The organism is Pseudomonas sp. PDM17, assembly GCF_014851985.1.
In the GTDB taxonomy this organism is placed as follows: Bacteria; Pseudomonadota; Gammaproteobacteria; order Pseudomonadales; family Pseudomonadaceae; genus Pseudomonas.
On sequence record NZ_JACVAT010000003.1, the window covers coordinates 1 to 23670 of the forward strand.

Here is a 23670-nt window from a genome sequence, read left to right on the forward strand (position 1 = left end):
AATCTGAGCCATGATCAAACTCTTCAGTTCAATACTGCTTGGGTTTTGAGAAAACCCTAAACTTGGCTCAGCAATCGCATGCTCTATTTAAAGAGCTAAAACTCTCGAATTCACGAGTGTTACTTGCATTGCTGATAATCAGTCGATCATCAGTCTTACATCACAAGCACCCACACGAATTGCTTGATTCAACTTGTTAAAGAACGTTTGGCTGAGGCTTTCGTCTCAACCGAGGCGCGCATTCTACGCCAACCCCATCTTCCGTCAAGCTTTATTTTTCGAAAATTTCTTTTCTACTCAATCGCTTGTGCTTCAGCGAAGGAAACCTTCTCATCAGCGGGAGGCGCATTCTACAGCGATCAAACTCGCTGTCAACCACCTCGGCGATCTTCTTTTCAGCTCGCTGCCGGAGCAGCTAATGAAGAGCGGCAAGTGAATCACCTGCCTGACCACCACCCTCAACTTCGAATCTCTGTAAGTACTTGATTTTCAAGTTCTTTCAGCGCTTCGTCGCTGGGAGTGGTGCGCATTATAGGGAGTTTAAATCGGCCGTCAACGACTAATTTAAACTTTCTTCAGTTAGCAGCCAGACGGCCCCGCAACAACGGCAAACGCCGGGCCACTGGCGGCACCCGCAAGAGCAGCAGGACCAGGCCTATGGCTGCATAGATCGCCCAGCGCTCCAGATCGGACCGTACGACCCACAGCATATGGAGTAATCCCAGACCGAGGATGACATATATCAGTCGATGCAGTTTCTTCCAGCCCGTCCCCAGCCTCCGCATGCTGTAGCGGTTGGAAGTGATCGCCAGGGAGAGCAAGCCGAGGAAGGCAACGACCCCGACAATGATATAGGGACGCTTGCGCAGTTCGACGCCCAACTGCGCCCAGTCCAGCCCCAGAATGAAGACGGCATAGGCGCTCAGGTGCAGCACTATATAGGTGAAGCACCATAGCCCCAGCTGCCGACGGACCTGTACCCAGCCTCCCCAGCGGGTAATCTTCTGCAGGGGAGTCATGGTCAGGGTTATGAGCAACAGGACCAGGCCGCCTTGCCCCAGCAGGTCGACCAACGCCTTGCCCGGATCCGGGCCAAGATCGAAGATCCACGCCTGGTACAGCCAATAAAGCGGCGGCAGCAACGCAGCCAGAAACACCCCGGCCCGCCAGAACGGATAGCGCATCAGTAATCCTTCCTCAGGTCCATGCCTGCATAGAGCGGAGCGACTTCATCGGCATAGCCGTTGAACATGAGGGTGGGACGAACATTGGGGCTGAATAGTCCACTGGGCAGGCGACGCTCGCGCGCCTGACTCCAGCGCGGATGGTCAACGGCTGGATTGACGTTGGCATAGAAGCCGTACTCATCCGAGGCCAGGCTCTGCCAGGTGGTCTTCGGCTGCTCCTCGACGAAGCTGATCCGCACAATGGACTTGGCGCCCTTGAAACCATATTTCCACGGCACCACCAGGCGAAGCGGTGCTCCGTTCTGGTTCGCCAGCACCCGGCCATACATGCCGACTGCCAATATCGCCAATGGATGCATTGCCTCATCCATGCGCAGCCCTTCTACGTAAGGCCAGTCGATCAAGGCGAAATTGGACTGCACACCAGGCATGTCCTTTCGATCCACCAGGGTTTCAAAGCGCACGTACTTCGCCTTGCTGGTCGGCTCCACGCGCTTAATCAGGTCGGATATCGGGAAACCAATCCAGGGAATCACCATCGACCAGGCCTCGACACAGCGCAGCCGGTAGATGCGTTCCTCCAACTGATAGGGCTTGATGAAGTCTTCGAGCCCATACTTGCCAGGCTTGCCCACTTCCCCATCGATCACCACCGACCACGGCTCGGTCTTCAGCGCGCCGGCATTGGCGGCAGGATCGCCCTTGTCGGGGCCGAACTCATAAAAGTTGTTGTAAGTGGTCGCATCCTTGAACGGCGTGATGGCTTCATCTTTCACTGTCACGGCATCCCAGCGGGTAGCCGACAGCCTCTCCGCCAACCAGGAAGGAGCAGCCGCTTGGGCCACATCGGCATAGCGACCGCCATCGGCGAGACTCAGACGCGGTAATCCGGATAACGCGGCAACCGCCATCGCACCACCGAGAAAGTGGCGACGGGAGAGATAGAGGGATTCGGGAGTGACTTCCGATTCGTGGCAATCGGAAAGGCGGGACGACTTGATCAGCATGACGGGCTCCGCAACGACTGGCTGTATGCGCCAGTAGACTGCGGAGCCCGCTGGAAATTACACGGCAGGCGGCTGCTTGCGACGGCGCAATTGCAACAAGTATTGCACCGGGCCGGAGGTGGCGTAAGCAAGGAACAGCAGGAGCAGGATGCGCGGCGGGTCGGTGAAGACCACCGCGAATGCCAGCACCACCACCAGGATCGCCATGAACGGCACGCGACCACGCAGGTCGAGATCCTTGAAGCTGTAGTACTTGATGTTGCTGACCATCAGCATGCCGGCGGCAGCGACCATCAGGGCAACCAGCAGGGAAACCTTGGCACCCTGCACGTCGAAGTCGGCGAACGCCCACACCGTACCGGCAACCAGCGCTGCGGCGGCCGGGCTGGCCAGACCAATGAAGTAGCGCTTGTCGGCCTTGCCCACCTGGGTATTGAAGCGCGCCAGGCGCAGCGCCGCACCCGCCACATAGATGAAGGCGACCATCCAGCCGACCTTGCCCAGACTGCTCAGCGCCCACTCGAAGGCGACCAGTGCCGGCGCGACACCAAAGGCGACCATATCGGACAACGAGTCGTACTCGGCGCCGAAAGCACTCTGGGTATTGGTCAGGCGGGCCACGCGACCGTCGAGGCCGTCGAGGACCATGGCGACGAAGATGGCGATGGCGGCGTTGGAGAAGTCGCCGTTCATGGCATTGATGATGGCGTAGAGGCCGGTGAACAGTGCCGCGGTGGTGAACAGGTTGGGCAGCAGGTAGATGCCGCGATGACGAACCTTGCGACCTTCGGCGTCATGGCCCTCTTCGATGTGCTCATCGATGGGCAGCAGACTTTCTTCGGTGTCGGAAGCCTTGTTCGGCTCCTCGTGACCTTCACTCATGGACGATTCCTTGAGAACTCGTTGAGGCTGAGATTCGCCGGGGCACGCTACTGCGCAGACTCACCCGACGCCCCCGCTTTATACCAGATCACCGCCCCTAAACGAAAAAACGCGGCAAGCGCCGCGTTTCTTCGTTCGTCGAAAGGACCTTAGTTCTTGGTCTTGTCGACGATCTTGTTGGCAGCGATCCACGGCATCATGGCGCGCAGCTGCTCGCCGATGACTTCGATACCGTGAGCGGCGTTGTTACGGCGCTTGGCGGTCATCGACGGGTAGTTGGTGGCGCCTTCGGAGATGAACATCTTGGCGTATTCGCCGTCCTGGATGCGCTTCAGAGCATTGCGCATGGCCTGACGGGATTCGGCGTTGATGACTTCAGGACCGGTCACGTACTCGCCATATTCGGCGTTGTTCGAGATCGAGTAGTTCATGTTGGCGATGCCGCCTTCGTACATGAGGTCAACGATCAGCTTCAGTTCGTGCAGGCACTCGAAGTAGGCCATTTCCGGAGCGTAACCGGCTTCGACCAGGGTTTCGAAACCGGCTTTCACCAGCTCGACGCAACCGCCGCACAGAACAGCCTGCTCGCCGAACAGGTCGGTTTCGGTCTCGTCCTTGAAGGTGGTTTCGATGATGCCGGTACGGCCGCCGCCAACGCCGCAGGCGTAGGACAGAGCGACGTTCTTGGCATTGCCCGAAGCGTCCTGGTAGATGGCGATCAGGTCAGGGATGCCGCCGCCCTTGACGAACTCGGAGCGCACGGTGTGGCCCGGAGCTTTCGGCGCGATCATGATCACGTCGAGGTCAGCGCGCGGTACGACCTGGTTGTAGTGGATGGAGAAGCCGTGAGCAAAGGCCAGGGTAGCGCCCTTCTTCAGGTTCGGCTCGATCTCATCCTTGTACAGGCGGCCCTGGAATTCGTCCGGGGTCAGGATCATGACCAGGTCGGCAGCGGCAACGGCTTCAGCCACTTCGGCGACTTTCAGGCCGTGGTTCTGTGCCTTGGCAACGGAGGAAGAACCCGCACGCAGGCCGACGGTAACGTCGACGCCGGAGTCTTTCAGGTTGCACGCGTGGGCGTGGCCCTGGGAACCGTAACCGATGATGGCAACTTTCTTGCCCTGAACGATGGAGAGGTCACAGTCTTTATCGTAGAAAACGCGCATTTGGGTAATCCCCTGTCAGTTGGCCTCGTGGGCCGTATTTCAAATCAGATGCTGAGAGTCTTGTCGCCACGGGCAATACCGGTGACGCCACTGCGGACAACTTCGAGGATCGACGCGGTGCCGACGGCCTGGATGAAGCTGTCCAGCTTGTCGCTGGTACCGGCCAGCTGCACGGTGTAGACGCTGCTGGTGACGTCGACGATCTGGCCGCGGAAGATGTCGGTGGTGCGCTTGACCTCGGCGCGCTGGGCGCCGGTGGCCTTCACTTTCACCAGCATCAGCTCGCGCTCGATGTGCGCGCTCTCCGAGAGGTTCACCAGTTTTACCACCTCGATGAGCTTGTTGAGGTTCTTGGTGATCTGCTCGATGACCTCATCCTGACCGGCGGTGGTCAGGGTCAGGCGCGACAGCGTCGGGTCCTCGGTGGGGGCGACGGTCAAGCTTTCGATGTTGTAGTTGCGCTGGGAGAACAGGCCGACCACGCGGGAGAGCGCGCCGGGTTCGTTTTCCAGCAGCAGGGAAATGATGTGTCGCATGATCAGGTACGCTCCGTCTTGCTCAGCCACATGTCGCGCATCGCACCACCGCGGATCTGCATCGGGTAGACGTGCTCGCTGGTATCGACCTGGATGTCGAGGAAGACCAGGCGATTCTTCATCGCGAAGGCTTCTTCCATCATCGGTTTCAGGTCCTTCAGGTCGGTGATGCGCATGCCGACGTGGCCATACGCTTCAGCCAGCTTGACGAAGTCCGGCAGCGATTCCATGTAGGAGTGCGAATAACGGCTGTTGTACTGCATGTCCTGCCATTGGCGGACCATGCCCAGCGCACCGTTGTTCAGGTTGACGATCTTCACCGGCAGGTCGTACTGCAGGCAGGTGGACAGCTCCTGGATGTTCATCTGGATGCTGCCTTCACCGGTCACGCAGGCGACGTCGGCTTCGGGGAAGTTCAGCTTCACACCCATGGCGGCCGGGAAACCGAAGCCCATGGTGCCCAGGCCACCGGAGTTGATCCAGCGATTGGGTTTGTTGAAGCGGTAGTACTGCGCCGCGAACATCTGGTGCTGGCCCACGTCGGAAGCGACGAAGGCATCACCGTTGGTGACTTCGCAGAGGGTCTCGATCACGGTCTGCGGCTTGATGATGCTGCCGTCGCCCATGTTGTACGGGAACAGGCCACGGGTGCCGCGCCATTCCTCGATCTGCTTCCACCAGGCAGCTTGCGCTTCCTTGTTCGGGGTCTCGCCGATTTCCTTGAGGATCGCGACCATTTCGGTCAGGACGCTGTCCACCGGACCAACGATCGGGATGTCGGCCTTGACGGTCTTGGAGATCGAGGCCGGGTCGATGTCGACGTGGATGATCTTGGCGTTCGGGCAGAACTTGGCAGCGGTCTCGCCGTTGATCACGCGGTCGTCGAAGCGTGCGCCGACAGCGAAGATCACGTCCGCGTGATGCATCGCGAGGTTCGCGGTGTAGCTGCCGTGCATGCCGAGCATGCCGACGAACTGGCGATCGGTACCCGGATAGCCACCCAGACCCATCAGGGTATTGGTGACCGGCACGTTGAGCATGCGTGCGACTTCGGTCAGCGGCTCGGCGGCATTGCCCATGATCACGCCACCACCGGCGTAGATGATCGGGCGCTTTGCAGCCAGCATCATCTCGGCAGCCTTGCGGATCTGGCCGGAGTGGCCACGGACCGCCGGGCTGTAGGAGCGCAGCTTGACCTTCTTCGGGTAGTTGTACTCGAACTTCTGGGTCGGATCGCCCATGTCCTTCGGAATATCGATCACCACCGGACCGGGACGGCCGGACTGGGCGATATAGAAGGCCTTCTTGATGACCTCTGGGATTTCCGACGGATGCTTGATGATGAAGCTGTGCTTCACGATCGGGCGGGAGATACCGACCATGTCGGTTTCCTGGAACGCGTCGGTGCCGACCATGTTGCTCGCTACCTGGCCGGAGATCACCACCATCGGGATGGAGTCCATGTAGGCGGTAGCGATGCCGGTGACGGCGTTGGTCGCGCCGGGACCGGAGGTCACCAGCACCACGCCCGGCTTACCGGTGGCGCGCGCATAGCCGTCGGCCATGTGGGTGGCGGCCTGCTCGTGGCGAACCAGGATGTGGGTTACTTCGTTCTCTTTGAAGAGAGCGTCGTAGATATGCAGGAGGGCACCGCCCGGGTACCCGTAGATGTACTTAACGCCTTCGTCACGCAGGGAGCGGACGACCATTTCAGCGCCGGATAAAAGTTCCACGTTGTCACCTCTAGAACGCTATATACGGAAACCCCCAACGTGGGGGACCGACTTGGATGGCTGCCCGGCAGACATGGGCGAATGTAATCGCCGGCTACGTCGACTGCCGATTGAGCAGAACCTGGAGGCGCTCCTGTTTGTGTTACGGAGAGCCTCCACCCAGCGCGAGGTAACGCGAAACAGGGTGAAACTTTGCGGCGCGGGTAGCACCTCTTGTCTGCCGAGTAAAACCAGCTTGCGGCCGGCCCACTGCAGCGAACCTTGGATTCTTCTGAAACGAAGCGGCCAAGTCAAGCCATATATGGCTTTGAATGAAGCGGGGATGTGAACTTTCTCAGAGTGAATAAGCGCACGATTTGGTTATAGTTACCGACAGACTCCGCATCCCAAGGATCGACAAAGCATGCGACGGACGATTTTCCTGGGCAGCCTGCTGCTCGCACTGGCCCCGACCGTGATGGCCGCGCAGGTCTACAAGTGGGTCGATGCCCAGGGCATCACCCATTTCGGCGCTCAGCCGCCGGAAGGCACCGATGCCGCCACCGTGAACACCAATACCGCGCCGCCCAAGGCCAGCAGCAATTTCCCGCCGCCGGCCGCCGCCAAGCCGACGCTGCCACCCAGCGCAGACGAAAAGCAGAAGGCCGCCGACGAGAAGGTGCGCCAGGAAGTGGCGCAGCAGGAAGCCGAGCGAGTCCAGCAATGCGAGAAGCTGCGCGCCGACGTGGCCCAACTGAAGAACAACCCGCGCGTCCGCGTGGACGACGGCAATGGTGACCTGCGCCGGATCACCGAAGAGGAACGTCAGGGGCGCATCGCGGACAGCGAAAAGAGCATTCGCGAGAACTGCAACTGACGCCCGCTCAGGGCGTCGGGCTGATCAGCTGATCGAAGGCGCCGAGCGCATCCAGCAGCGCCGCCACGCGCGCGCCCTCATTGGCGTAAGCCATTTCCGCGATGGCGCGGATACCCGAAGCACTGGGCAGATCCGCGCCGCTCTCGATGATCAGTTTCATCCGCGGCAGAAAGATCCACTGCAGCCACTCCTCCAGCGCCAGTGTGTCCACGCAGAAGGGTTCGATGCTGGAAAGCCTGTCCGTCGACGGGCTCTCGACTCCCCACATCCCGATCGTACGCAACTCCCGTTCTATCAACAGCAACTGATCGGCAACCGCCAGCACGCGCGTGTCCATTACAGGGTCACCTTGGCTTTCTGACGCGCTTCGGCAGCGCCGGCAGCGTTGCCCTGCTGGTCACGGCACTTGGCGATCAGATCCCACAGGCTGGCCTGCATGGTCGGGCGACCATTGGCCAGCGACAGGCCGCGCAACGCGACCTGTTCGGCTTGCGCGGCATCGCCCTGGGCCAGGCGAACCTGGGCCAGCTTGTAGAGAACCTGCGGCTCGCGCGGTGCGATGCGCTGGGCACGCTCCAGGCTCGCGGCAGCGCCGTTCAGATCACCACCACCCTGCTGCTGCGAAGCGGAGGTCAGTAGCGCAAGCACCGGTCCATCCAGTTGCTCGTCCGCCGACAGGCCGGAGTTGCTCCGCGGAATCCCCGACGGCCCCTGGTAGGTGCTGCCCTGGCTCGACGGCGCGGCCTGCTGGGCCTGGTACGCCGGCTGCTGGTAGGTCTGCGACTGGAAACCACCATTGGAGGTGATACCACCACTGGTGGAGATCGGCTGCTGCGAAGAATAGGTCGAGCCGGCAGCCCCCGGAGACGTGGTCATCGGCGCGGTGCTGATCGGCGCGGCGCCGGTCTGTGCGGGGAAGGTCTGGATCGGCGCCATGCCGGCATCCTGCGGGACCATCACGGTAACGCCGGAGTCACCCTGCGGAATGCTCTGGCCGGCACCAGCGCGCACCGGCGCCTGGGTGTTGCCACCGCTGCGGCCGACGCGCTCCGAGTTGGAGACGGAGGTACCGGAGTCCTGCACGGGAATCGCACCGTGCTGCGGGGACGCGCAACCGGACAGAAGCGCCAGAGTCGCCGACGCTGCAAACCAAGCTTTTCTCACTTCCAATCCTCTTGCATCAGTTCAACCAGCCGCGCACCCAGTCCATGACTTCGCCGGCCGGCGTCTGGTTTCCGCAACCTGCGCCCAGCGCAGGCTCGCTTCCTCGAATATAAGGCATCTGTACTGCACCGGGGCAGTTGGCGTCAGTGCCCTGCCCGGTATGCGGATCGACCCAGGCCTGCACGACATTATCCGGCATCGGCATGTCCAGCGGTGCCGGATTGGCCTTGCGCATGAAACTGGTCCAGATCTGCAGCGCACCGGTGGCACCGGTGAGCGGCGTCTTGCCGTTGTCATCGCGACCGATCCACACCACCGCCAGCAGGTCCTGACCGAAGCCGGAGAACCAGCTATCGCGGGAGTCGTTGGTGGTGCCGGTCTTGCCCGCCAGGGTCAGGGACGCCGGCAACTGGTTGTAGACGGAGCGGCCGGTGCCCTCGCGCATCACGCGCTGCATGGCGCTCTGCAGCAGGTAGATGGCGCCCGGATCGAAGCGCTGCTGGACCTGGAACGGATAACGCTTGAGCGGCTGCCCGTCGGCCGCCAGCACGCTGCGAATACTGCGCAGCGGCGTGTTGAAGCCGCCGCTGGCGATGGTCTGGTACATGGCCGCCACCTGCATCGGGCTCAGTGCACCGGCGCCCAGCAGCATCGACGGATAGGCCGGCCAGTTCGGCGAAACGCCCAGGCGCTCCAGCGTCTTCAGAACGTTCGGTACGCCCAGGTCAAGACCCAGCCTGGCAGTGGACAGGTTCAGCGAACGAGCCAGCCCCTGGTAGAGGAAGATCGTGCCGTTGGCGGTGCCTTCATAGTTCTTCGGCGTCCAGACCTGGCCATCCTTGCCCTTCACCTGGAACGGCTGGTCCTGGATGTAGCTGGTCAGGGTGTACTGGCTCGGCTTTTCCAGTGCGGTCAGGTAGACCGCCGGCTTGACCAGCGAACCGATTGGCCGTACCGCATCGACAGCGCGGTTGAAGCCAGCGAAACGCGGATCACGACTGCCGAGCAGCGCCTGGATCTCACCGGTTTCCGGGTTGGTCACGACCATCGCGGTTTCGGTTTCGGCAACGCCCTTGCGGCCTTCGAGACGCTTGAAGGTTTCGCTGACGGCGGACTCGGCCTTCATCTGCAGAATGGGGTCGAAGCTGGTGAAGATACGCAGACCTTCTTCGGTCAGGTCCTCGTCGCGGTAATCCTCGCGCAGCTGGCGTTTCACCAGGTCGAGGAACGCCGGATAGGAACTGTTGGCCATACTGCCCTGGCGAGTCACCCCCAGCGGCGTCTGCTTGGCGGCAGCGGCCTCGTCGGCAGTGATCACGCCCTGCTCGGCGAGCACGTCGAGCACGACGTTGCGGCGCTCCAGCGCACGCTCGGGATTGCGGCGCGGGTTGTAATAGGAGGGCCCTTTCACCATGCCGACCAACAGAGCCACCTGGGGCAGCTTGAGCTCCGACAGCGGCTGGCTGAAGAAGTACTGGCTGGCGAGGCCGAAGCCGTTCACCGAACGCTGGCCGTCCTGGCCGAGGAACACCTCATTGAGGTAGCCCTCGAGGATTTCGCGCTTGTCGTAATGCAGTTCAAGCAGCACCGCCATCATGGCTTCGGTGAGCTTGCGCGACAGGCTGCGCTCGTTGGTCAGGAAGAAGTTCTTCACCAGCTGCTGGGTCAGCGTGCTGCCGCCCTGGCGCAACTGGCCGGCGCTGGCGTTGACCCAGACGGCGCGGGCGATGGACTTGATCGAAACCCCGTGGTGGGTCCAGAAGTCACGGTCCTCCACGGCGACCAGAGTATCGATCAGGTACGGCGGCACCTGGTCGAGCTTGATCAGGATGCGGTCTTCGTTGTGCGCGGGGTACAGGCCGCCAATCAGCAGCGGCTCCATGCGCGCGACAGCGAGGTCGCCACCGTTGGCGCGGCTCAGGCCGGCCACATAGTCGCCGGAGAAGCGCACGCGAATGCGCTGCGCCGGCTCGGCACCTTCATAGAACTGGAAGCCGCGTGTGTTCAGGTCGACGGCATTGCCGGCCACCGACACCGCGCCCGGCCCTGCGACCGAAGTCTCGCGCCGATAGCCCAGGGCATCCAGCTCGCGCAGGAAGTCGTCCTTGCCCAGTTTCAGGCCGACGAACAGTTCCAGCGGCCGGGCATAGACCTTGGCGGGAATGGTCCAGCGTTTGCCGGAGAACTTCTCCTGGACAACCGCATCGAGGTACACGGCAAAACCGGCCAGCACCACCACGCCAACCAGACCGAGCTTAAGAGCCCAGCCCAGCCACTTGCGCATGGCAGGCGACGATTTGCCGCTTTTTTTACGAGGTTTGGAAGATCGGGGACGCGTCATGGCGGCGCATTATACGTACTTTATCCACAGGAGACAGACGCCACTCCAGCGGGCGTCCAGGCTTGATGCGAACTGCCGCGCATCTCGCGGTTACGGCAGTCGCCGAGCTATGACCCCACGATGGCCATTTGGTTGCCGGTCGGCCGCAGAGTTTGCAGCTACCGACCCAGCCGCCATAATGCCTGCCTTCAAAAATTCGACCGGAAAGGACATCACGTGAGCCAGACCTTACTCGCAGCCCTGCAGAATCCCACCCTCTTCCCTCATCCGGTCGAAGGCTTCCGGGTCATCGAAACCCACATTTCCTGGGTGCTGCTTACTGGCTCCTACGTCTACAAGATCAAGAAGCCGGTGAACTTCGGCTTCCTCGACTTCACCGACCTCGCCCAGCGCAAGCACTTCTGCGAGGAAGAGCTGCGCCTGAACCAGCGCCTGACCGACGGTCTGTACCTTGACGTGATCGCCATCACCGGCAGCGAGAGCGCACCGCAGCTGAACGGTGAAGGCCCGGCCATCGAGTACATGCTCCAGTGCCGCGAATTCCCGCAAACCCAGCTGCTCAGCGAGGTGCAGGCACGCGGAGAACTGGGTTCCGCGCACATCGACGGGCTGGCCAAGCAGATCGCCGACTTCCATCTGCGCACCCCCATCGTACCTACCGAGCACCCGCTGGGTACCCCGGAAGCCTGCATGGCGCCCGTGCGGCAGAACTTCGAGCAGATTCGCCCGATGCTCTCCGACAAGGTCGACCTGCAACAGCTCGACGCCCTGGAAGCCTGGGCAGAATCCAGCTTCGAACGCCTGCACAGCGTGTTCGAGCAGCGCAAGGCGAACGGTTTCATCCGCGAATGCCATGGCGACATTCACCTGGGTAACGCCGCGATCATCGACGGCAAGGCCGTACTGTTCGACTGCATCGAGTTCAACGAGCCGTTCCGTTTCACCGACGTCACTGCTGACTACGCCTTCCTCGCCATGGACCTGGAAGACCGTGGCCTGAAATGCCTGTCGCGGCGCTTCGTCAGCCAGTACCTGGAATACACCGGCGACTACCAGTCTCTGGCCCTGCTGAACTTCTACAAGGCCTACCGCGCTCTGGTCCGCGCCAAGATCGCGCTGTTCAGCCTGGCGCACCAGACCGACGCCGTACAGAAGGCCGCGACCCTGCGCCAGTACCGCAACTACGCCAACCTGGCGGAAAGCTACAGTGCCATTCCCTCGCGCTTCCTGGCCGTCACCGTCGGCGTTTCCGCGGTCGGCAAGAGTCAGGTTGCCCTGCGCCTGGTGGAAGCGCTGGGCGCCGTGCGCCTGCGCTCGGACGTGGAGCGCAAGCGCCTGTTCGGCGAACAGAAGGCCGATCAGCAAGGCCAGCTCAAGAGCGGCATCTATGATACCGACGCCACCACCGCGACCTACCAGCGCCTCAACGAACTGGCCGTGGACATTCTGCGTGCCGGCTACCCGGTCGTGCTGGACGCCACCTTCCTCAAGCGCGAGCAGCGCGCCGCCGCGTGGGAAATTGCCGAGGAAACCGGCGTGCCCTTCCTGATCCTCGACTGCCACGCACCGGAAGCCGTGATCGCCGGCTGGCTGGCCCAGCGCCAGAACGACGGCAACGACCCGTCCGACGCCACCCTGGAAGTCGTCCAGGCACAACTGGCCAGCCGCGACGATCTCAGCGCCGAGGAGCAACAACACAGCAAGCGCGTCGACACTCCGGACGCCGCCAGCCTCGACGCCCTGGTCGCCAGCATCCGCCAGCGCCTACCCGGCCTCTGATCCACCGCCTGTCGGCCGGAGTCGCCCCGCGCGGCGATTTCCGGCCGTTGGCCACGCCGCACGACCAGCCTTCGACGACGACAACGCCCTGCCCCGCATTCATGGCGATGTCACAAAGCCACGTTTTTCCCAGTCACCGCTACACTTCCTTCTGAGTGTCCGGCCGCTACGAGCAGTTCTCGGCCCCTTCAAGACCCGACACCCATCGCGCCCATCGCAAGGACAGACGATGAACGACGAACTGCTGCACCTGAAGAACCTAGGCAAGACCTCCGCCCAATGGCTGCATGCCGTGGGCATTCACAGCGCCAGCGATCTGCGCCGTCTGGGGGCGGTCGGCGCCTATCGGGCCGTGCGCGCAAGGGGCTTCCGCGCCTCGAAAGTGCTGCTCTATGCCATCGAGGGCGCGCTGCTGGATGTGCACTGGAACGACCTGCCGCCCGCGCACAAGGCTGCTCTTCTTGGCGAGCTTGAGACATTTCCCGCACGTAACAAGAGCTAGCTCACAAGCTCTGTGTGAAAATGTTTACGCAAGGTACCTGTCCGCTTATGGTTTCAGGGCCCTTCGTGCGCCCTCGACCGTCGCCATATCAAGGAATTACGGCCATGTACCTACTCGGTGAACAACCCGCCTATGCCGATCGACTGATCAATCGGCTGCAGGGCATTCCGGCGCAATTGCTCGCCGGCCTTGAGCCCGCAGGCGAAGCCATTCGCCTGGAGCGCTCCGACGATCTGGAGGGCGAGCTGCCCGGCAAGCATCTGTTCCTCATCGAGAACGGTCTGGTCCATGCCCTGGTGGATGAACGCCCGCTGTTCTACCTGCAGGAAGGCGACCTGGTCGGCCTGCGCCAGGGCATCGAGCTGCCGCCCTGCCGCTATGTCAGCGAAGAGCCGCTGTGCCTGATTCCCTATTCGCGCAGCGACGTGTTCCGCCATATCCACAGCCACGAACAGCGTCAGGAGCAGTTCCTGCACTACCTGATCGGCCACACCGCGCTGCTGTCGGATGCCCTGGCGCACCTCAAGCAGCCGGAGATTCGCCCGGCCACCGGCTTCCAGCACTTCGCCGCCGGCGCCCAGCTGATCCAGCAGGGTGACGACGCCGAGCACGTGTTCATCATCATCGAGGGCCACGCCGAAGCCTTCGTCGACGGGCAGAAGGTCGGCGATGTGCAGAAGGACGAGATCTTCGGCGCCATGGCCGTGTTCACCCGCGAGAAACGCAGCGCCTCGGTGATCGCCAGTGAGCCGTGCACCGTGATGGTGATCCCCAAGGACCAGTTCCTCAGCCTGATGCAGAGCAACCCGCGCATCGCCCACAGCCTCATCGAAGGCATGGCGCGGCGCATTGACCTGCTGAACAAGGAAGTCACCCAGCTGCGTCTGCAACGCCAGGCCGACTGATCCGCTTCCACCTGAGAAAGCCCGGCCCAGCGCCGGGCTTTTTCGTTTGTGCAGGCGGAATTTCGCGGGCGAGAAAAAATCTGCAGAAAAGAGGTTGACTCTCAAATGATAATGATTATTATTGAGTCATCTGGTCGCGAGGCCAGATCGATAACCTCAAGAGACCACGCAGTCGGACTCTTCAGATTATCTCCTCATCAGGCTAATCACGGTTTCGACCCGGCACTTTGCCGGGTCTTTTTTTGCCTCGATTTTTTCCTTCGCGCGGCGCATTCACGTCCACCAGAAAATCTTCGGATCGGTCGAAGAAAAGGTGTTGACTCTCAAATGATAATGGTTATTATTACAACCACTGGCTGCGAGGCCAGTTGGATAAGCTCGAGAGACCACGCAGTCGGACTCTTCAGATTATCTCCTCATCAGGCTAATCACGGTTTCGACCCGGCACTTTGCCGGGTCTTTTTTTGCCCGCGATTTCTGCCACGACCGTCCTTCATCCACTCATGAAAAAGGGCCTTTCGGCCCCTTCACATATTGCCGCGCATCTGCGCGCAGTAATCCGTCGGCGGCTGCGCCGGTGTGTACCAGGCGAAGTCCGCCTGGGCCGGCTCCACCACTCTGCCGACTTCCGCCAGCATCACCACCTTCAGCCCTTGTGCTGCGCCCAGATCCTGTAGATGCAGCGGAACACCCAGGTCACGGCGCGCGTGGAAGCCGCCGGCAATCAGCAGAGAGGGGGCGGGCGCCGCCTTGAAACGTTCGGCCAGGCGCCGATCGCGCTGCTGCTGCACTGCCAGCATCGCCGGCAGCTGACTGTCCGGCAGCAGGCCACAATGGGAATCACGGATATCCTGCAGCAATGCATCGCGCACCGGAGCGGCCGTGGAGGCCGGGCCCTGCAATTCAGGCTTGCCCCGGTAGATGCCCATGATCTCGCTGCGATCCAGGTTGGCCGCCAGCAACGGCGCCGGCTGCTTCACCAGCCAGGTCACCAGCGGGCCGTACTGCGACCAGTCCCAGCCTGGTTGCCAGCGCAGCGCACCGATCAGGTCTTTCGGCGTATCACCCTTCGCCGCCGAGGACTGGGCAGCGGTCACGGCGCTCTGCTGATCGGGGTTGAGCATCTCCAGCAGCACGCTGCCAGTCGGGCGGCGATCGGCCAGTGCGCGCGCCAGCCAGAGCTCGAGTGCATGGTGATCGGGGTTGTCGTGCTGCTCGCCGACTATCACCCGCGGCGCGGCAGCCAGTCGGTCGAGCAGTTGCGCTGGCGACAGCTCTTCACCGCTACGCAGATCGCGGATTACGCCCAGCTCGGCACTGCCGCGCCCTTCCGGGCTCTGCCAGACCGGTAGCGGCGGCACGCTCACCTGACCCTGGCAGGCGGTGAGAATAGCCAGCAGCGGGACGAGCAGGACTTTCTTCATGGCGACTCCCTTCAGCGCGCGATGATCAGCGGATGGCCGCGTTCCGGGTGCTCCTGCACCAGCACATCCAGACCGAAGACAGTGCGCAGCGGCTCGGCCTGCAGCACTTCGCGAGGCGTGCCGAGCAGATGCGCGCGTGTCTCGTGCAGCAGCAGCAGGCGATCACAGTAACGCGCCGCAAGATTCAGGTCGTGCAGGATTACCAGCACCGCCGCGCCGCGCCCGGCGAAATCGCGCACAGCTTGCAGCGTAGTGTGCTGGTGCAGCGGGTCGAGCGCCGAGGTCGGCTCATCCAGCAGCAGCACCTGTTCCGCCCCGCCCGGCCACAACTGGGCCAGCACGCGGGCCAGATGCACCCGCTGGCGTTCTCCGCCGGAGAGCGCCAGGTAGCTGCGCCCGGCCAGGTGCGAAGCATCGGCGGCGACCATGGCTTCGCGGATGATTTCCTCGTCGCGCTGGCGGCCACTGTCGTGAGGCAAGCGTCCGAAGCCAACCACCGCCTCGACAGGGAATGCGAAGTTCAGCGAAGACGACTGCGGCAGAACAGCCAACCGGCGTGCGCGCTCGGTGCCTTGCCAGGAGTCCAGCGGGCGGCCGTCGAGGCTCACTGATCCGCCGGCCAGCGGTAGTTCCCCGTTCATGGCGCCAAGCAGGGTGCTCTTGCCCGCACCATTGGGGCCGAGAACGCCGAGCACTTCGCCCGGCTGCAGCGTCACGCTCACCTCCCGCAGGACGGTCTGGGCGCCGCGCTTCACCAGCAGCTTGTCTGCGCACAGCATCAGGAACGCCCCCGGATCAGCAGGTAGAGGAAGAACGGCGCACCAATCAGCGCGGTAACGATGCCGATCGGCAGTTCCGCCGGCGCCAGCGCCAGCCGCGCGATCAGGTCGGCGAGCAGAAGCAGGATCGCGCCGCCGAACATCGAGGCCGGCAGCAGCACCCGGTGGTCCGGACCGACGATCAGGCGCAGTACATGCGGCACCACCAGACCGATAAAGCCGATCATCCCGGCGGCAGCCACCGCCGCCCCGACGCCCAGCGCGGTGCAGAGGATCAGTTCGACTTTCAGCCGCTCGACGTCGAAGCCCAGGTGACGCGCTTCGGATTCGCCCAGCAGCAGCGCATTCAAGGCATTCACCCGGCGCGGCAGCCAGCAGGCCACCAGCAGGGTGATCAGCAGCAGCGGCCACAGTCGCGGGTAGCTCGCGCCGTTGAGGCTGCCAAGGTTCCAGAACGTCAGGGTGCGCAGGGTGGCATCGTCGGCGAGGTAGGTGAACAGGCCGATCAGTGCGCCCGCGAGCGCCGTCAGCGCGATGCCGGCGAGCAGCATGGTCGCCACGCTGGTCTGGCCGCTGTGGCGCCCCAGGCGATAGACCAGCGCCGTCACCAGCAGGCCGCCGGCAAAGGCACATGCAGACAACAGGTAAGGAGCGAAAGCCTCGGGCAATCCACCGATGGACGCACCGAAGACGATGGCGATGGCCGCCCCCAGCGCGGCACCGCTCGAAACACCGATCAGGCCGGGATCGGCCAGTGGGTTGCGGAACAACCCCTGCATGGCCACACCGGCCAGCGCCAGCACGCCCCCGGTCGCAATGCCCAGCAAGGTGCGCGGCAGGCGGATCTGCCCGACGATCAGCTCGGCCTGGCCGAGGCCATCGGCAGAGACTGGTAGCCCGGCCATGCGCGCCAGCGCGCGCAGGGTATCGCCCAGCGGCAGGCTCACCGGCCCGAGAGCCAGTGAGAGCCAGACGACCAGCAGCAGGAGGAAACCGAGGAGCAGGAACAGCGGTCTAGCGGTAACGATCCGGGTCAAGGACGACTTTCCGTGTTCAGGGCCTGCGCGGAAGGATAAAAGGCCTGGGAGAGGCTAGCCAGCTCGTCCGGGATGCGCGGCCCGAGGCCGCCCACCAGCAGGGTCGGGTCGAGCACCAATACGCGGCCGTCACGCAGCGCGCTGGTTGCGGCCAGTCCGGGGTTCTGCTGGGTCAGCGCGGCGCGGGCCTTGTCACCGTCCAGGGTACGGTCGCTGAGCACCACCACCTGTGGATTCAGCGCGGTGAGGGCTTCGGTGGACAGCGTCTTGTAACCGGTGTGGGTCGCCAGGTTGCGGCCGCCGGCATGCTGGATCAGCCAGTCGCCGGCAGTGTCCTGCCCGGCCACCAGCAGGTTGCCGCCCGCGTGCCCGACCAGCAGGACGACACCGGGCGCGGCTTGAGCGGACTGGGCTTTCTTCACCCAGGCGTCCTGCGCGGCGAGGCGGGCATCGAAGTCCGCCTCGACCTGCCTGGCCTTGTCTGGCGCACCAAGCAGTTCGCCCAGACGCTGAATGGTGTTGTGCACGGTTTTCTCGTCAGCCGTGGCCGACAGCGTCTCGATCCGCACGCCGGCGGCACGCAATTGCTGCAGTACCGGCGGCGGGCCCATCTCCTCGCTGCCCAGCAGGATGTCCGGTTTCAGCGCGAGGATGCCTTCGGCGGCGAGTTGCCGCTGGTAACCGATCTTCGGCAGCGCGTGAAGCGATGCCGGGTGCAGGCTGGTGGTGTCGACGCCCACCAGCTTGGCCTCGCCGCCCAGGGCGACGACCCATTCACTCAGCGAACCACCGGCGCTCACCCAGCGTTGCGGCAACGAGTCGGCCAGCGCGCTGGTGGCGGTCAGGCAGAGGCCGGCGAACAGCGCGCGTGCAGTCATGGAAGTCTTCATGAGTCGTCCTCAGCGTGCCGGGAAGGATTCAGCGAGTTCGCGCCAGCTCTGCAGTTCCGGAACGCCGGGCTTGCGCGCACCAAACACCTGCAGCACCAGCTCACCATGGGCATCGAAGGCTTCCCAGCTGGTGACCACGCCGTCGCTGCTGGGCTTGCGCACGCGCCACAGCTCGACCACGCCCGGGGTTTTCAGGTGCAGGTTGAACAGCGGGTCGAGGACGTTGAACCAGTCGTCCATCCACTTGAGGTTTTCCACGGTACCGGTATGAATCTGGATGCAGTGGGCGTTGCCGACGAAGATCATGATCGGCAACTGGTTGACCCCAGCTGCTTCCAGCAGGCGCGGCAGTTCGACGGTAGCCAGCGGCTCGGCCCACTCGCGGCCGGCGAGGCGCAGCGCCTGGGTGCGCTGGACCTTGTGCTTCTTCAGCAGGGCGAAGAAGTGGTGGGTGTCCTTCAATGCCGACCAGCCTTCGCGCAGAGCGGCGACATCAATCTCGCCATCGGCCAGCGACGCGGCCTTGGGCTCAAGTGGGGCCAGGTCGAGTGCGGCGCTCTGCTCGGCGGCAGTGAAGCTGCGCACCAGCGGGTCCCAGGCGGCGAGGTCACTCTGCTCGGTGAGGAAGACCTTGTGCACGGCGGTGCCCTGGCGATCGAACACCTGGACGCTGCGCTGGATGCCGTGGGCGGTCTCCTCGCTGATGGCGAAGGCGCTGGCCCAGCCGCCGAGGAACAGGCGCAGGTCGATGTCCGGAGACACCACCAGGCCCATCTGGCCATTGGCGGAAACGGTCACGTCGCGGTACGGCCCCTTGCGCTCATGCACGCAATGCTCGTTGCGGGTCAGCGCCATGATCTGGCCCAGCTCCCCCAGCGCCGGCAGCAGCTCGGTCCAGTCAGTTCGCAGGCGCACGGCGTCCACGCCCAGGCGGCAGGCAGTCAGCTCGGCTTCGCTCACGGCCAGGTGTTGCGCGGCATCGCGGGCGCGCAGGCGCGGCTTCTCGGCGCGCAGGGTTTGCCAGGCGCGGTACAGCTCGGAGGCCGGCGCAGTCAGGGTGGTCATCGCAGAATTCCTCGTTCGAAAGGTAGCCTGCCGCGGCGCAGCAGCATGGACGAACCTTGCCACAGGAAAACCAGGAAATCTATTTGATAATTATTTGCATTAAATGTCAGAGAGGCTTAAGGTCGGCGCCGCTTTCGCTGGCAAGACGCCAGCCCAGCCCCTCTTCAGCACACGGAAGTGCACCCTCTTCCGGTACCGCCCTGCAGGCGCGGATAATGTCCGCCTCGTGATGCCGTACCTGAATGGAAGACCCGGATGATCCTGCTCTGCGCCCCGCATGACCTGGCCGAAGGCCAGAGCCGGGGCTTCAAGGCCGCTGGCCTGAATCTCTTTGCCGTGCGCCGCCAGGGCCGTGTCTATGCCTACCGCAACAGCTGCCCGCACCGGGAAATCCCGCTGGGCTACGACGCTGAGCAGTACCTCGATGCCAGCGGACGCCTGCTGCAGTGCGGCCACCATGGCGCGCTGTTCCTGATCGAGACAGGCGAGTGCATCCAGGGGCCGTGCCTGGGGGATGTACTGGAGGCGTTGCCCTGCCGGGAAGATGAGAACGGCATCTGGCTGGAAGATCAGGAAGAAGATCAGGCGTAGGGCGCATAACGCTCGGCGTTATAAGCCGCCAGGCTGCTGCCGATACCAATGGGCGTAAGACCGCGAACAGCTGTACACCCTACGAAGCTGTCCGGCCCTGCGCAGTAGCGAGCCTGTTCGCGAACAGCCCTCGCACCGAGTCTTGCCTAGAGCAGCACCTGCATCGGCCGCTCCAGCCGGATTTCCTGCGTATCAATCCGCGCCCCATACGCCAGCACCTCCACGCCGGCGTTGCGCGCCTGCGCCAGCGCAGCGGCGTAGGCCGGGTCGATTTCCACCGCCGGGCGAACCGCGTCGATACCCGACAAGTTCACCGCATACAGCAGCACCGCACGCATGCCCTCGCGCGCCAGCGCCGCCAGCTCGCGCAAGTGCTTGGCACCTCGCAGGGTGACGGCATCGGGGAAGGCGGCGACCATGGTGTCATCGAACCCCAGGGTGACGCTCTTCACTTCCACGTACACCGGCTTGCCGGCATACATCAGACGGAAGTCCGCGCGGCTGTTCTCCTGCCCGTAAGCCACTTCGCGGCGCAGTTCATCGAAGCCGGCCAACTCGGTCACCGTACCGGCCAGCAGCGCCTCTTCCACCAGACGGTTGGCCCGCCCGGTGTTCACGCAGGCCAACCGGCCCTGCGGGGTTTCCACCAGCTCCCAGGTCCCCGGCAGCTTGCGCTTGGGGTCATCGGAGCGGCTGAACCAGACTCGGCAACCTTCGCTCATGCAGTTGAGCATCGAGCCGGTGTTCGGACAGTGGATGGTGAGCTGCTCGCCACTGGCGGTCTCGATGTCCGCCAGAAAGCGCTTGTAGCGTTTGATCAGGCGCGCCTCTTCCAGCGCCGGTTCGAAGCGCATCAGGGACGCCAAGTCTTCAGGCCGCGCGCGATGCGTTCCACCGCCTGCTGCAGGCGCTCGACGCTCTGGGTGTAGGCGAAACGCACATGGTGCGAAGCCTGGTAACGCCCGAAGTCGATGCCGGGCGTGAAGGCCACGTGTTCGGTCTCGATGAAGTGCTGGCAGAAGGCGTAGGCGTCGCCACCGAAGGCGCTGATATCCGCATACAGATAAAAGGCACCCTCCGGCTCCACGGCGATGCCGAAGCCCAGTTCACGCAGCGCCGGCAACAGGTAGTCGCGGCGGCGACGGAATTCTTCGCGGCGTTCTTCGAGGATCGCCAGGGTCGCCGGCTCGAAGCAGGCCAGCGCGGCGTGCTGGGCCATGCTCGGCGCACTGATGTAGAGGTTCTGCGCCAGCTTCTCCAGTTCGCCCACCGCTTCGGGCGGCGCCACCAGCCAGCCCAGGCGCCAGCCGGTCATGCCGAAATATTTGGAGAAACTGTTGAGGACGAAGGCGTCGTCATCCACTTCCAGCACGCTGGGCGCATCCAGGCCGTACGTCAGGCCGTGGTAGATCTCGTCCACCACCAGATGGCCGCCGCGCGCCTTCAGGGCGCGAGACAGCGCGGCGAGTTCGTCCTTGTGCAACAAGGTGCCCGTAGGATTCGCCGGTGATGCGGCCAGAGCGCCTACACTGTCCTGATCCCAGTGCCGTTCGATGAGTTCCGGGGTGAGCTGGTAACGGCTCTCCGGCCCCACTGGCACCAGTTGCGCGGCGCCTTCCACCAGGCGCAGGAAGTGGCGGTTGCACGGGTAGCCCGGATCGGCCAGCAGCCAGTGCCTGCCCGGATCCACCAGCAGGCTGCTGGCGAGCAGCAGGGCGCCGGAACCGCCGGGCGTAACGAGAATGCGTTGCGGGTCGACCGACAGCCCGTAGCGCTGGGCGTAGAAGCCGGCGATGGCTTCGCGCAGGGCTGGCAGGCCACGTGCGGCGGTATAGCGTGTGTGACCATTTGCCAGGGCCTTCTGCCCGGCCTCGACGATGGGCGCGGCGGTGGTGAAGTCCGGCTCGCCGATTTCCAGGTGGATGACGTCGTGGCCCGCAGCCTGCAGCTCGTTGGCCCGCGCCAGCAGCGCCATGACGTGGAAGGGTTCGATGGCGCGGCTGCGCGCACTGAAGGTGGTGGCCATGGAATATTCCGAACTTTGCGACAGAGCCGGGATTCTAACAGGCCACTGATGAATTCTGGGCGGCCGCGCCTGTGATGTGCGGCTTCCGGGAACTTGCAGGCTTCGTCTGGCGAACGCCGACGATTCTGCTCAGGTTTGCAGAAAAACCCACTGGCGATGACCGGTGGGTCGCCGACCTGGCGATCAGGTCATGTGCGGGCACTGGCAGGCTCGATAACCGGGAGTAGCATCGCGGTTATCGTTCTGGTAAGTTCGCCCGCTGCGAGCGCGGGGCCGGCGGTGCCGGAGAGGGACCATCCGCGAGAGGATTAGCGAGAGTGAGAGGCGGTCATCCATGCCCACCAAAGCAAAGCAACAGAGCAGCCAACTGATTCGTGGCTTCGAGCCCTACCAGGAAACCAAGGGCGAGGAGTACATGAGTGATCGCATGCGCGCGCACTTCACCTCCATCCTCAACAAATGGAAAGTTGAGCTGATGGAAGAAGTGGACCGCACCGTGCACCACATGCAGGACGAAGCGGCCAACTTCCCCGACCCGGCCGACCGGGCCAGCCAGGAAGAAGAGTTCAGCCTCGAACTGCGCGCCCGCGACCGCGAGCGCAAGTTGATCAAGAAGATCGACGAGACCCTGCAACTGATCGAAGACAACGACTACGGCTGGTGCGATTCCTGCGGCGTCGAGATCGGCATCCGTCGTCTGGAAGCCCGCCCCACCGCCACCCTTTGCATCGACTGCAAGACCCTGGCGGAAATCAAGGAAAAGCAACTGGGCTCCTGAGCCTGGTTGATCCCGGACGGGGCGCTGCGGCGCCCCGTTTCGTTTCTGCGTTTTATAGATAGTCTTCCAGCAGAGAGCCTCCATGCCCGCCTCCCGCTACGTCGGACGCTTCGCCCCTACGCCCAGCGGCTACCTGCACTTCGGCTCGCTGGTGGCGGCAGTGGCTTCCTACCTGGACGCCCGCGCCGTGGGCGGCAAGTGGCTGGTGCGCATGGAAGACCTCGATCCGCCACGCGAAATGCCCGGCGCTCAGGCCGCCATCCTGGAAGCCCTCGAACGCTACGGTTTCGAATGGGACGGCCCGGTGGAGCACCAGAGGGAGCGTGGCGACGCCTATGCGGCCCAGGTCGAGCAATGGCTGCGCAGCGGCCTGGCCTATGCCTGCACCTGTTCGCGCAAGCAGCTCGAAGGCAGCCACGGTATCTATCCCGGCTCCTGCCGCGACGCCCAGCATGACTGGCACGGCGACGTCGCCATCCGTATCCGCGTGCCGGAACTGGACTACCGCTTCACCGATCGCCTGCAGGGTGAATTCCACCAGCACCTGGGCCGCGAAGTGGGCGACTTTGTCATCCGACGCCGCGACGGGCTGTTCGCCTATCAACTGGCGGTGGTGCTGGACGATGCGTGGCAGGGTGTTACCGACATCGTTCGCGGCGCCGACCTGCTGGACAACACCCCGCGCCAGCTCTACCTGCAGGAACTGCTGGGCATCGCCGCGCCACGTTACCTGCACGTGCCGCTGATCATCCAGCCCGACGGCCACAAGCTCGGCAAGTCCTACCGCTCGCCGCCGCTGCAGGCCAATCAGGCCGCGCCATTGCTGGTACGCGCACTCAAGGCGCTGGGCCAGGAGCCGCCCGCCGAACTGCTGCAGGCCACGCCCCACGAGGTGCTTGCCTGGGGCATCGCGCACTGGGATGCCAATGCCATCCCCCATAGCCTGACGCTGGAAGACGCGCAGCTCTAGACTTGTACCCGTCCCCACCGGCGGCCGGCTTGCCGGCAACTGTGCGCACAGG

General features: G+C 63.6%; 23 protein-coding genes. 7 read left to right on the plus strand and 16 right to left on the minus strand.

Annotated features, from left to right (window positions below; translation table 11 throughout):
• Nucleotides 1-575: 575 nt before the first annotated feature.
• The 6 genes from msrQ to IB256_RS10220 form a co-directional block, all read right to left on the minus strand.
• Nucleotides 576-1184, minus strand: a complete 609-nt coding sequence (gene msrQ / locus IB256_RS10195) for a protein-methionine-sulfoxide reductase heme-binding subunit MsrQ (protein WP_192292571.1) — start codon at nucleotides 1182-1184, stop codon at nucleotides 576-578.
• A complete protein-coding gene (gene msrP / locus IB256_RS10200; RefSeq protein ID WP_192402453.1) occupies nucleotides 1184-2194 on the minus strand; it encodes a protein-methionine-sulfoxide reductase catalytic subunit MsrP in 1011 nt (336 codons plus the stop codon). Before msrP ends, msrQ begins: the two co-directional genes overlap by 1 nt.
• Before the next feature lie 57 nt (nucleotides 2195-2251).
• Nucleotides 2252-3076, minus strand: a complete 825-nt coding sequence (gene pssA, locus IB256_RS10205; RefSeq protein ID WP_017516328.1) for a CDP-diacylglycerol--serine O-phosphatidyltransferase — start codon at nucleotides 3074-3076, stop codon at nucleotides 2252-2254.
• 149 nt (nucleotides 3077-3225) lie between these two features.
• A complete protein-coding gene (ilvC, locus tag IB256_RS10210; protein WP_017516327.1) occupies nucleotides 3226-4242 on the minus strand; it encodes a ketol-acid reductoisomerase in 1017 nt (338 codons plus the stop codon).
• A gap of 44 nt (nucleotides 4243-4286) precedes the next feature.
• Nucleotides 4287-4778 carry an acetolactate synthase small subunit gene (ilvN, locus tag IB256_RS10215; RefSeq protein WP_081520739.1) on the minus strand — a complete coding sequence of 164 codons (492 nt, stop codon included), beginning with the start codon at nucleotides 4776-4778 and terminating at the stop codon, nucleotides 4287-4289.
• 2 nt (nucleotides 4779-4780) lie between these two features.
• Nucleotides 4781-6511, minus strand: a complete 1731-nt coding sequence (locus IB256_RS10220) for an acetolactate synthase 3 large subunit (protein WP_081520738.1) — start codon at nucleotides 6509-6511, stop codon at nucleotides 4781-4783.
• 403 nt (nucleotides 6512-6914) lie between these two features.
• On the opposite strand from IB256_RS10220, the gene IB256_RS10225 reads away from it, so the two are divergent.
• Nucleotides 6915-7367, plus strand: a complete 453-nt coding sequence (locus tag IB256_RS10225) for a DUF4124 domain-containing protein (protein ID WP_192292578.1) — start codon at nucleotides 6915-6917, stop codon at nucleotides 7365-7367.
• Between the two features lie 7 nt (nucleotides 7368-7374).
• On the opposite strand, the gene IB256_RS10230 is transcribed toward IB256_RS10225, so the two are convergent.
• From IB256_RS10230 to mrcB, 3 genes are read right to left on the minus strand one after another with little or no spacing between them, the layout of a single operon-like run.
• A complete protein-coding gene (locus IB256_RS10230; RefSeq protein ID WP_192292581.1) occupies nucleotides 7375-7704 on the minus strand; it encodes a YqcC family protein in 330 nt (109 codons plus the stop codon).
• Nucleotides 7704-8531, minus strand: coding sequence for a tetratricopeptide repeat protein (locus IB256_RS10235; protein ID WP_192402455.1), 828 nt, complete (start codon nucleotides 8529-8531; stop codon nucleotides 7704-7706). The genes IB256_RS10230 and IB256_RS10235 overlap by 1 nt, the downstream gene beginning before the upstream one ends.
• 16 nt (nucleotides 8532-8547) lie before the next feature.
• Nucleotides 8548-10872, minus strand: coding sequence for a penicillin-binding protein 1B (mrcB, locus tag IB256_RS10240; protein WP_192402457.1), 2325 nt, complete (start codon nucleotides 10870-10872; stop codon nucleotides 8548-8550).
• Between the two features lie 216 nt (nucleotides 10873-11088).
• Here mrcB and IB256_RS10245 point away from each other — a divergent pair, with 216 nt between their 5' ends.
• The 3 genes from IB256_RS10245 to IB256_RS10255 all read left to right on the plus strand — a co-directional run bounded on the left by IB256_RS10245 (nucleotide 11089) and on the right by IB256_RS10255 (nucleotide 14058).
• On the plus strand, nucleotides 11089-12651 hold the full coding sequence (locus IB256_RS10245) for an AAA family ATPase (protein WP_192292587.1): 1563 nt from the start codon (nucleotides 11089-11091) through the stop codon (nucleotides 12649-12651).
• Nucleotides 12652-12880: 229 nt separating this feature from the next.
• Nucleotides 12881-13153, plus strand: a complete 273-nt coding sequence (locus IB256_RS10250; RefSeq protein ID WP_045216847.1) for a TfoX/Sxy family protein — start codon at nucleotides 12881-12883, stop codon at nucleotides 13151-13153.
• Between the two features lie 104 nt (nucleotides 13154-13257).
• Entirely contained in the window at nucleotides 13258-14058 is an 801-nt protein-coding gene (locus tag IB256_RS10255) for a cyclic nucleotide-binding domain-containing protein (protein WP_192318834.1), read from the plus strand.
• A 527-nt stretch (nucleotides 14059-14585) separates the two neighbouring features.
• On the opposite strand, the gene IB256_RS10260 is transcribed toward IB256_RS10255, so the two are convergent.
• The 5 genes from IB256_RS10260 to IB256_RS10280 are packed head-to-tail and all read right to left on the minus strand — an operon-like array spanning nucleotide 14586 to nucleotide 19253.
• Nucleotides 14586-15482: a ChaN family lipoprotein gene (locus tag IB256_RS10260; protein WP_192292593.1), complete on the minus strand. Its 897-nt coding sequence runs from the start codon at nucleotides 15480-15482 to the stop codon at nucleotides 14586-14588.
• 11 nt (nucleotides 15483-15493) lie between these two features.
• A complete protein-coding gene (locus IB256_RS10265) occupies nucleotides 15494-16261 on the minus strand; it encodes a heme ABC transporter ATP-binding protein (protein WP_192292596.1) in 768 nt (255 codons plus the stop codon).
• Nucleotides 16261-17244 carry a FecCD family ABC transporter permease gene (locus tag IB256_RS10270; RefSeq protein WP_192293625.1) on the minus strand — a complete coding sequence of 328 codons (984 nt, stop codon included), beginning with the start codon at nucleotides 17242-17244 and terminating at the stop codon, nucleotides 16261-16263. Before IB256_RS10270 ends, IB256_RS10265 begins: the two co-directional genes overlap by 1 nt.
• 50 nt (nucleotides 17245-17294) lie before the next feature.
• Nucleotides 17295-18188, minus strand: coding sequence for a heme/hemin ABC transporter substrate-binding protein (locus IB256_RS10275; protein WP_192402460.1), 894 nt, complete (start codon nucleotides 18186-18188; stop codon nucleotides 17295-17297).
• A 9-nt stretch (nucleotides 18189-18197) separates the two neighbouring features.
• The gene (locus IB256_RS10280; RefSeq protein ID WP_192402462.1) at nucleotides 18198-19253 is read right to left on the minus strand and encodes a hemin-degrading factor; all 1056 of its coding nucleotides are present in this window, start codon (nucleotides 19251-19253) and stop codon (nucleotides 18198-18200) included.
• Nucleotides 19254-19508: 255 nt separating this feature from the next.
• Here IB256_RS10280 and IB256_RS10285 point away from each other — a divergent pair, with 255 nt between their 5' ends.
• Nucleotides 19509-19844 carry a Rieske (2Fe-2S) protein gene (locus IB256_RS10285; RefSeq protein WP_192292605.1) on the plus strand — a complete coding sequence of 112 codons (336 nt, stop codon included), beginning with the start codon at nucleotides 19509-19511 and terminating at the stop codon, nucleotides 19842-19844.
• Between the two features lie 146 nt (nucleotides 19845-19990).
• Here the strand turns inward: IB256_RS10285 and sfsA are convergent, their stop codons facing one another.
• Both sfsA and IB256_RS10295 read right to left on the minus strand, forming a co-directional pair.
• Entirely contained in the window at nucleotides 19991-20698 is a 708-nt protein-coding gene (sfsA, locus tag IB256_RS10290; RefSeq protein ID WP_192292607.1) for a DNA/RNA nuclease SfsA, read from the minus strand.
• The gene (locus IB256_RS10295) at nucleotides 20698-21870 is read right to left on the minus strand and encodes a pyridoxal phosphate-dependent aminotransferase (RefSeq protein ID WP_192402464.1); all 1173 of its coding nucleotides are present in this window, start codon (nucleotides 21868-21870) and stop codon (nucleotides 20698-20700) included. Before IB256_RS10295 ends, sfsA begins: the two co-directional genes overlap by 1 nt.
• Nucleotides 21871-22204: 334 nt before the next feature.
• On the opposite strand from IB256_RS10295, the gene dksA reads away from it, so the two are divergent.
• On the plus strand, nucleotides 22205-22648 hold the full coding sequence (gene dksA, locus IB256_RS10300; protein WP_015478905.1) for an RNA polymerase-binding protein DksA: 444 nt from the start codon (nucleotides 22205-22207) through the stop codon (nucleotides 22646-22648).
• A gap of 82 nt (nucleotides 22649-22730) precedes the next feature.
• Entirely contained in the window at nucleotides 22731-23618 is an 888-nt protein-coding gene (gene gluQRS / locus IB256_RS10305; protein WP_192292612.1) for a tRNA glutamyl-Q(34) synthetase GluQRS, read from the plus strand.
• The last annotated feature ends 52 nt before the right edge of the window (nucleotides 23619-23670 follow it).

What these genes read in the sequence shown, in the direction of transcription:
- ilvC (WP_017516327.1), bottom strand. Translation starts at nt 4,242, where the DNA reads ATGCGCGTTTTCTACGATAAAGACTGTGACCTCTCCATCGTTCAGGGC.
- IB256_RS10285 (WP_192292605.1), top strand. Translation starts at nt 19,509, where the DNA reads ATGATCCTGCTCTGCGCCCCGCATGACCTGGCCGAAGGCCAGAGCCGG.
- IB256_RS10250 (WP_045216847.1), top strand. Translation starts at nt 12,881, where the DNA reads ATGAACGACGAACTGCTGCACCTGAAGAACCTAGGCAAGACCTCCGCC.
- IB256_RS10255 (WP_192318834.1), top strand. Translation starts at nt 13,258, where the DNA reads ATGTACCTACTCGGTGAACAACCCGCCTATGCCGATCGACTGATCAAT.
- IB256_RS10275 (WP_192402460.1), bottom strand. Translation starts at nt 18,188, where the DNA reads ATGAAGACTTCCATGACTGCACGCGCGCTGTTCGCCGGCCTCTGCCTG.
- IB256_RS10280 (WP_192402462.1), bottom strand. Translation starts at nt 19,253, where the DNA reads ATGACCACCCTGACTGCGCCGGCCTCCGAGCTGTACCGCGCCTGGCAA.
- msrQ (WP_192292571.1), bottom strand. Translation starts at nt 1,184, where the DNA reads ATGCGCTATCCGTTCTGGCGGGCCGGGGTGTTTCTGGCTGCGTTGCTG.
- mrcB (WP_192402457.1), bottom strand. Translation starts at nt 10,872, where the DNA reads ATGACGCGTCCCCGATCTTCCAAACCTCGTAAAAAAAGCGGCAAATCG.
- dksA (WP_015478905.1), top strand. Translation starts at nt 22,205, where the DNA reads ATGCCCACCAAAGCAAAGCAACAGAGCAGCCAACTGATTCGTGGCTTC.
- IB256_RS10295 (WP_192402464.1), bottom strand. Translation starts at nt 21,870, where the DNA reads ATGGCCACCACCTTCAGTGCGCGCAGCCGCGCCATCGAACCCTTCCAC.
- sfsA (WP_192292607.1), bottom strand. Translation starts at nt 20,698, where the DNA reads ATGCGCTTCGAACCGGCGCTGGAAGAGGCGCGCCTGATCAAACGCTAC.
- IB256_RS10230 (WP_192292581.1), bottom strand. Translation starts at nt 7,704, where the DNA reads ATGGACACGCGCGTGCTGGCGGTTGCCGATCAGTTGCTGTTGATAGAA.
- gluQRS (WP_192292612.1), top strand. Translation starts at nt 22,731, where the DNA reads ATGCCCGCCTCCCGCTACGTCGGACGCTTCGCCCCTACGCCCAGCGGC.
- pssA (WP_017516328.1), bottom strand. Translation starts at nt 3,076, where the DNA reads ATGAGTGAAGGTCACGAGGAGCCGAACAAGGCTTCCGACACCGAAGAA.
- msrP (WP_192402453.1), bottom strand. Translation starts at nt 2,194, where the DNA reads ATGCTGATCAAGTCGTCCCGCCTTTCCGATTGCCACGAATCGGAAGTC.
- IB256_RS10225 (WP_192292578.1), top strand. Translation starts at nt 6,915, where the DNA reads ATGCGACGGACGATTTTCCTGGGCAGCCTGCTGCTCGCACTGGCCCCG.
- IB256_RS10265 (WP_192292596.1), bottom strand. Translation starts at nt 16,261, where the DNA reads ATGCTGTGCGCAGACAAGCTGCTGGTGAAGCGCGGCGCCCAGACCGTC.
- ilvN (WP_081520739.1), bottom strand. Translation starts at nt 4,778, where the DNA reads ATGCGACACATCATTTCCCTGCTGCTGGAAAACGAACCCGGCGCGCTC.
- IB256_RS10260 (WP_192292593.1), bottom strand. Translation starts at nt 15,482, where the DNA reads ATGAAGAAAGTCCTGCTCGTCCCGCTGCTGGCTATTCTCACCGCCTGC.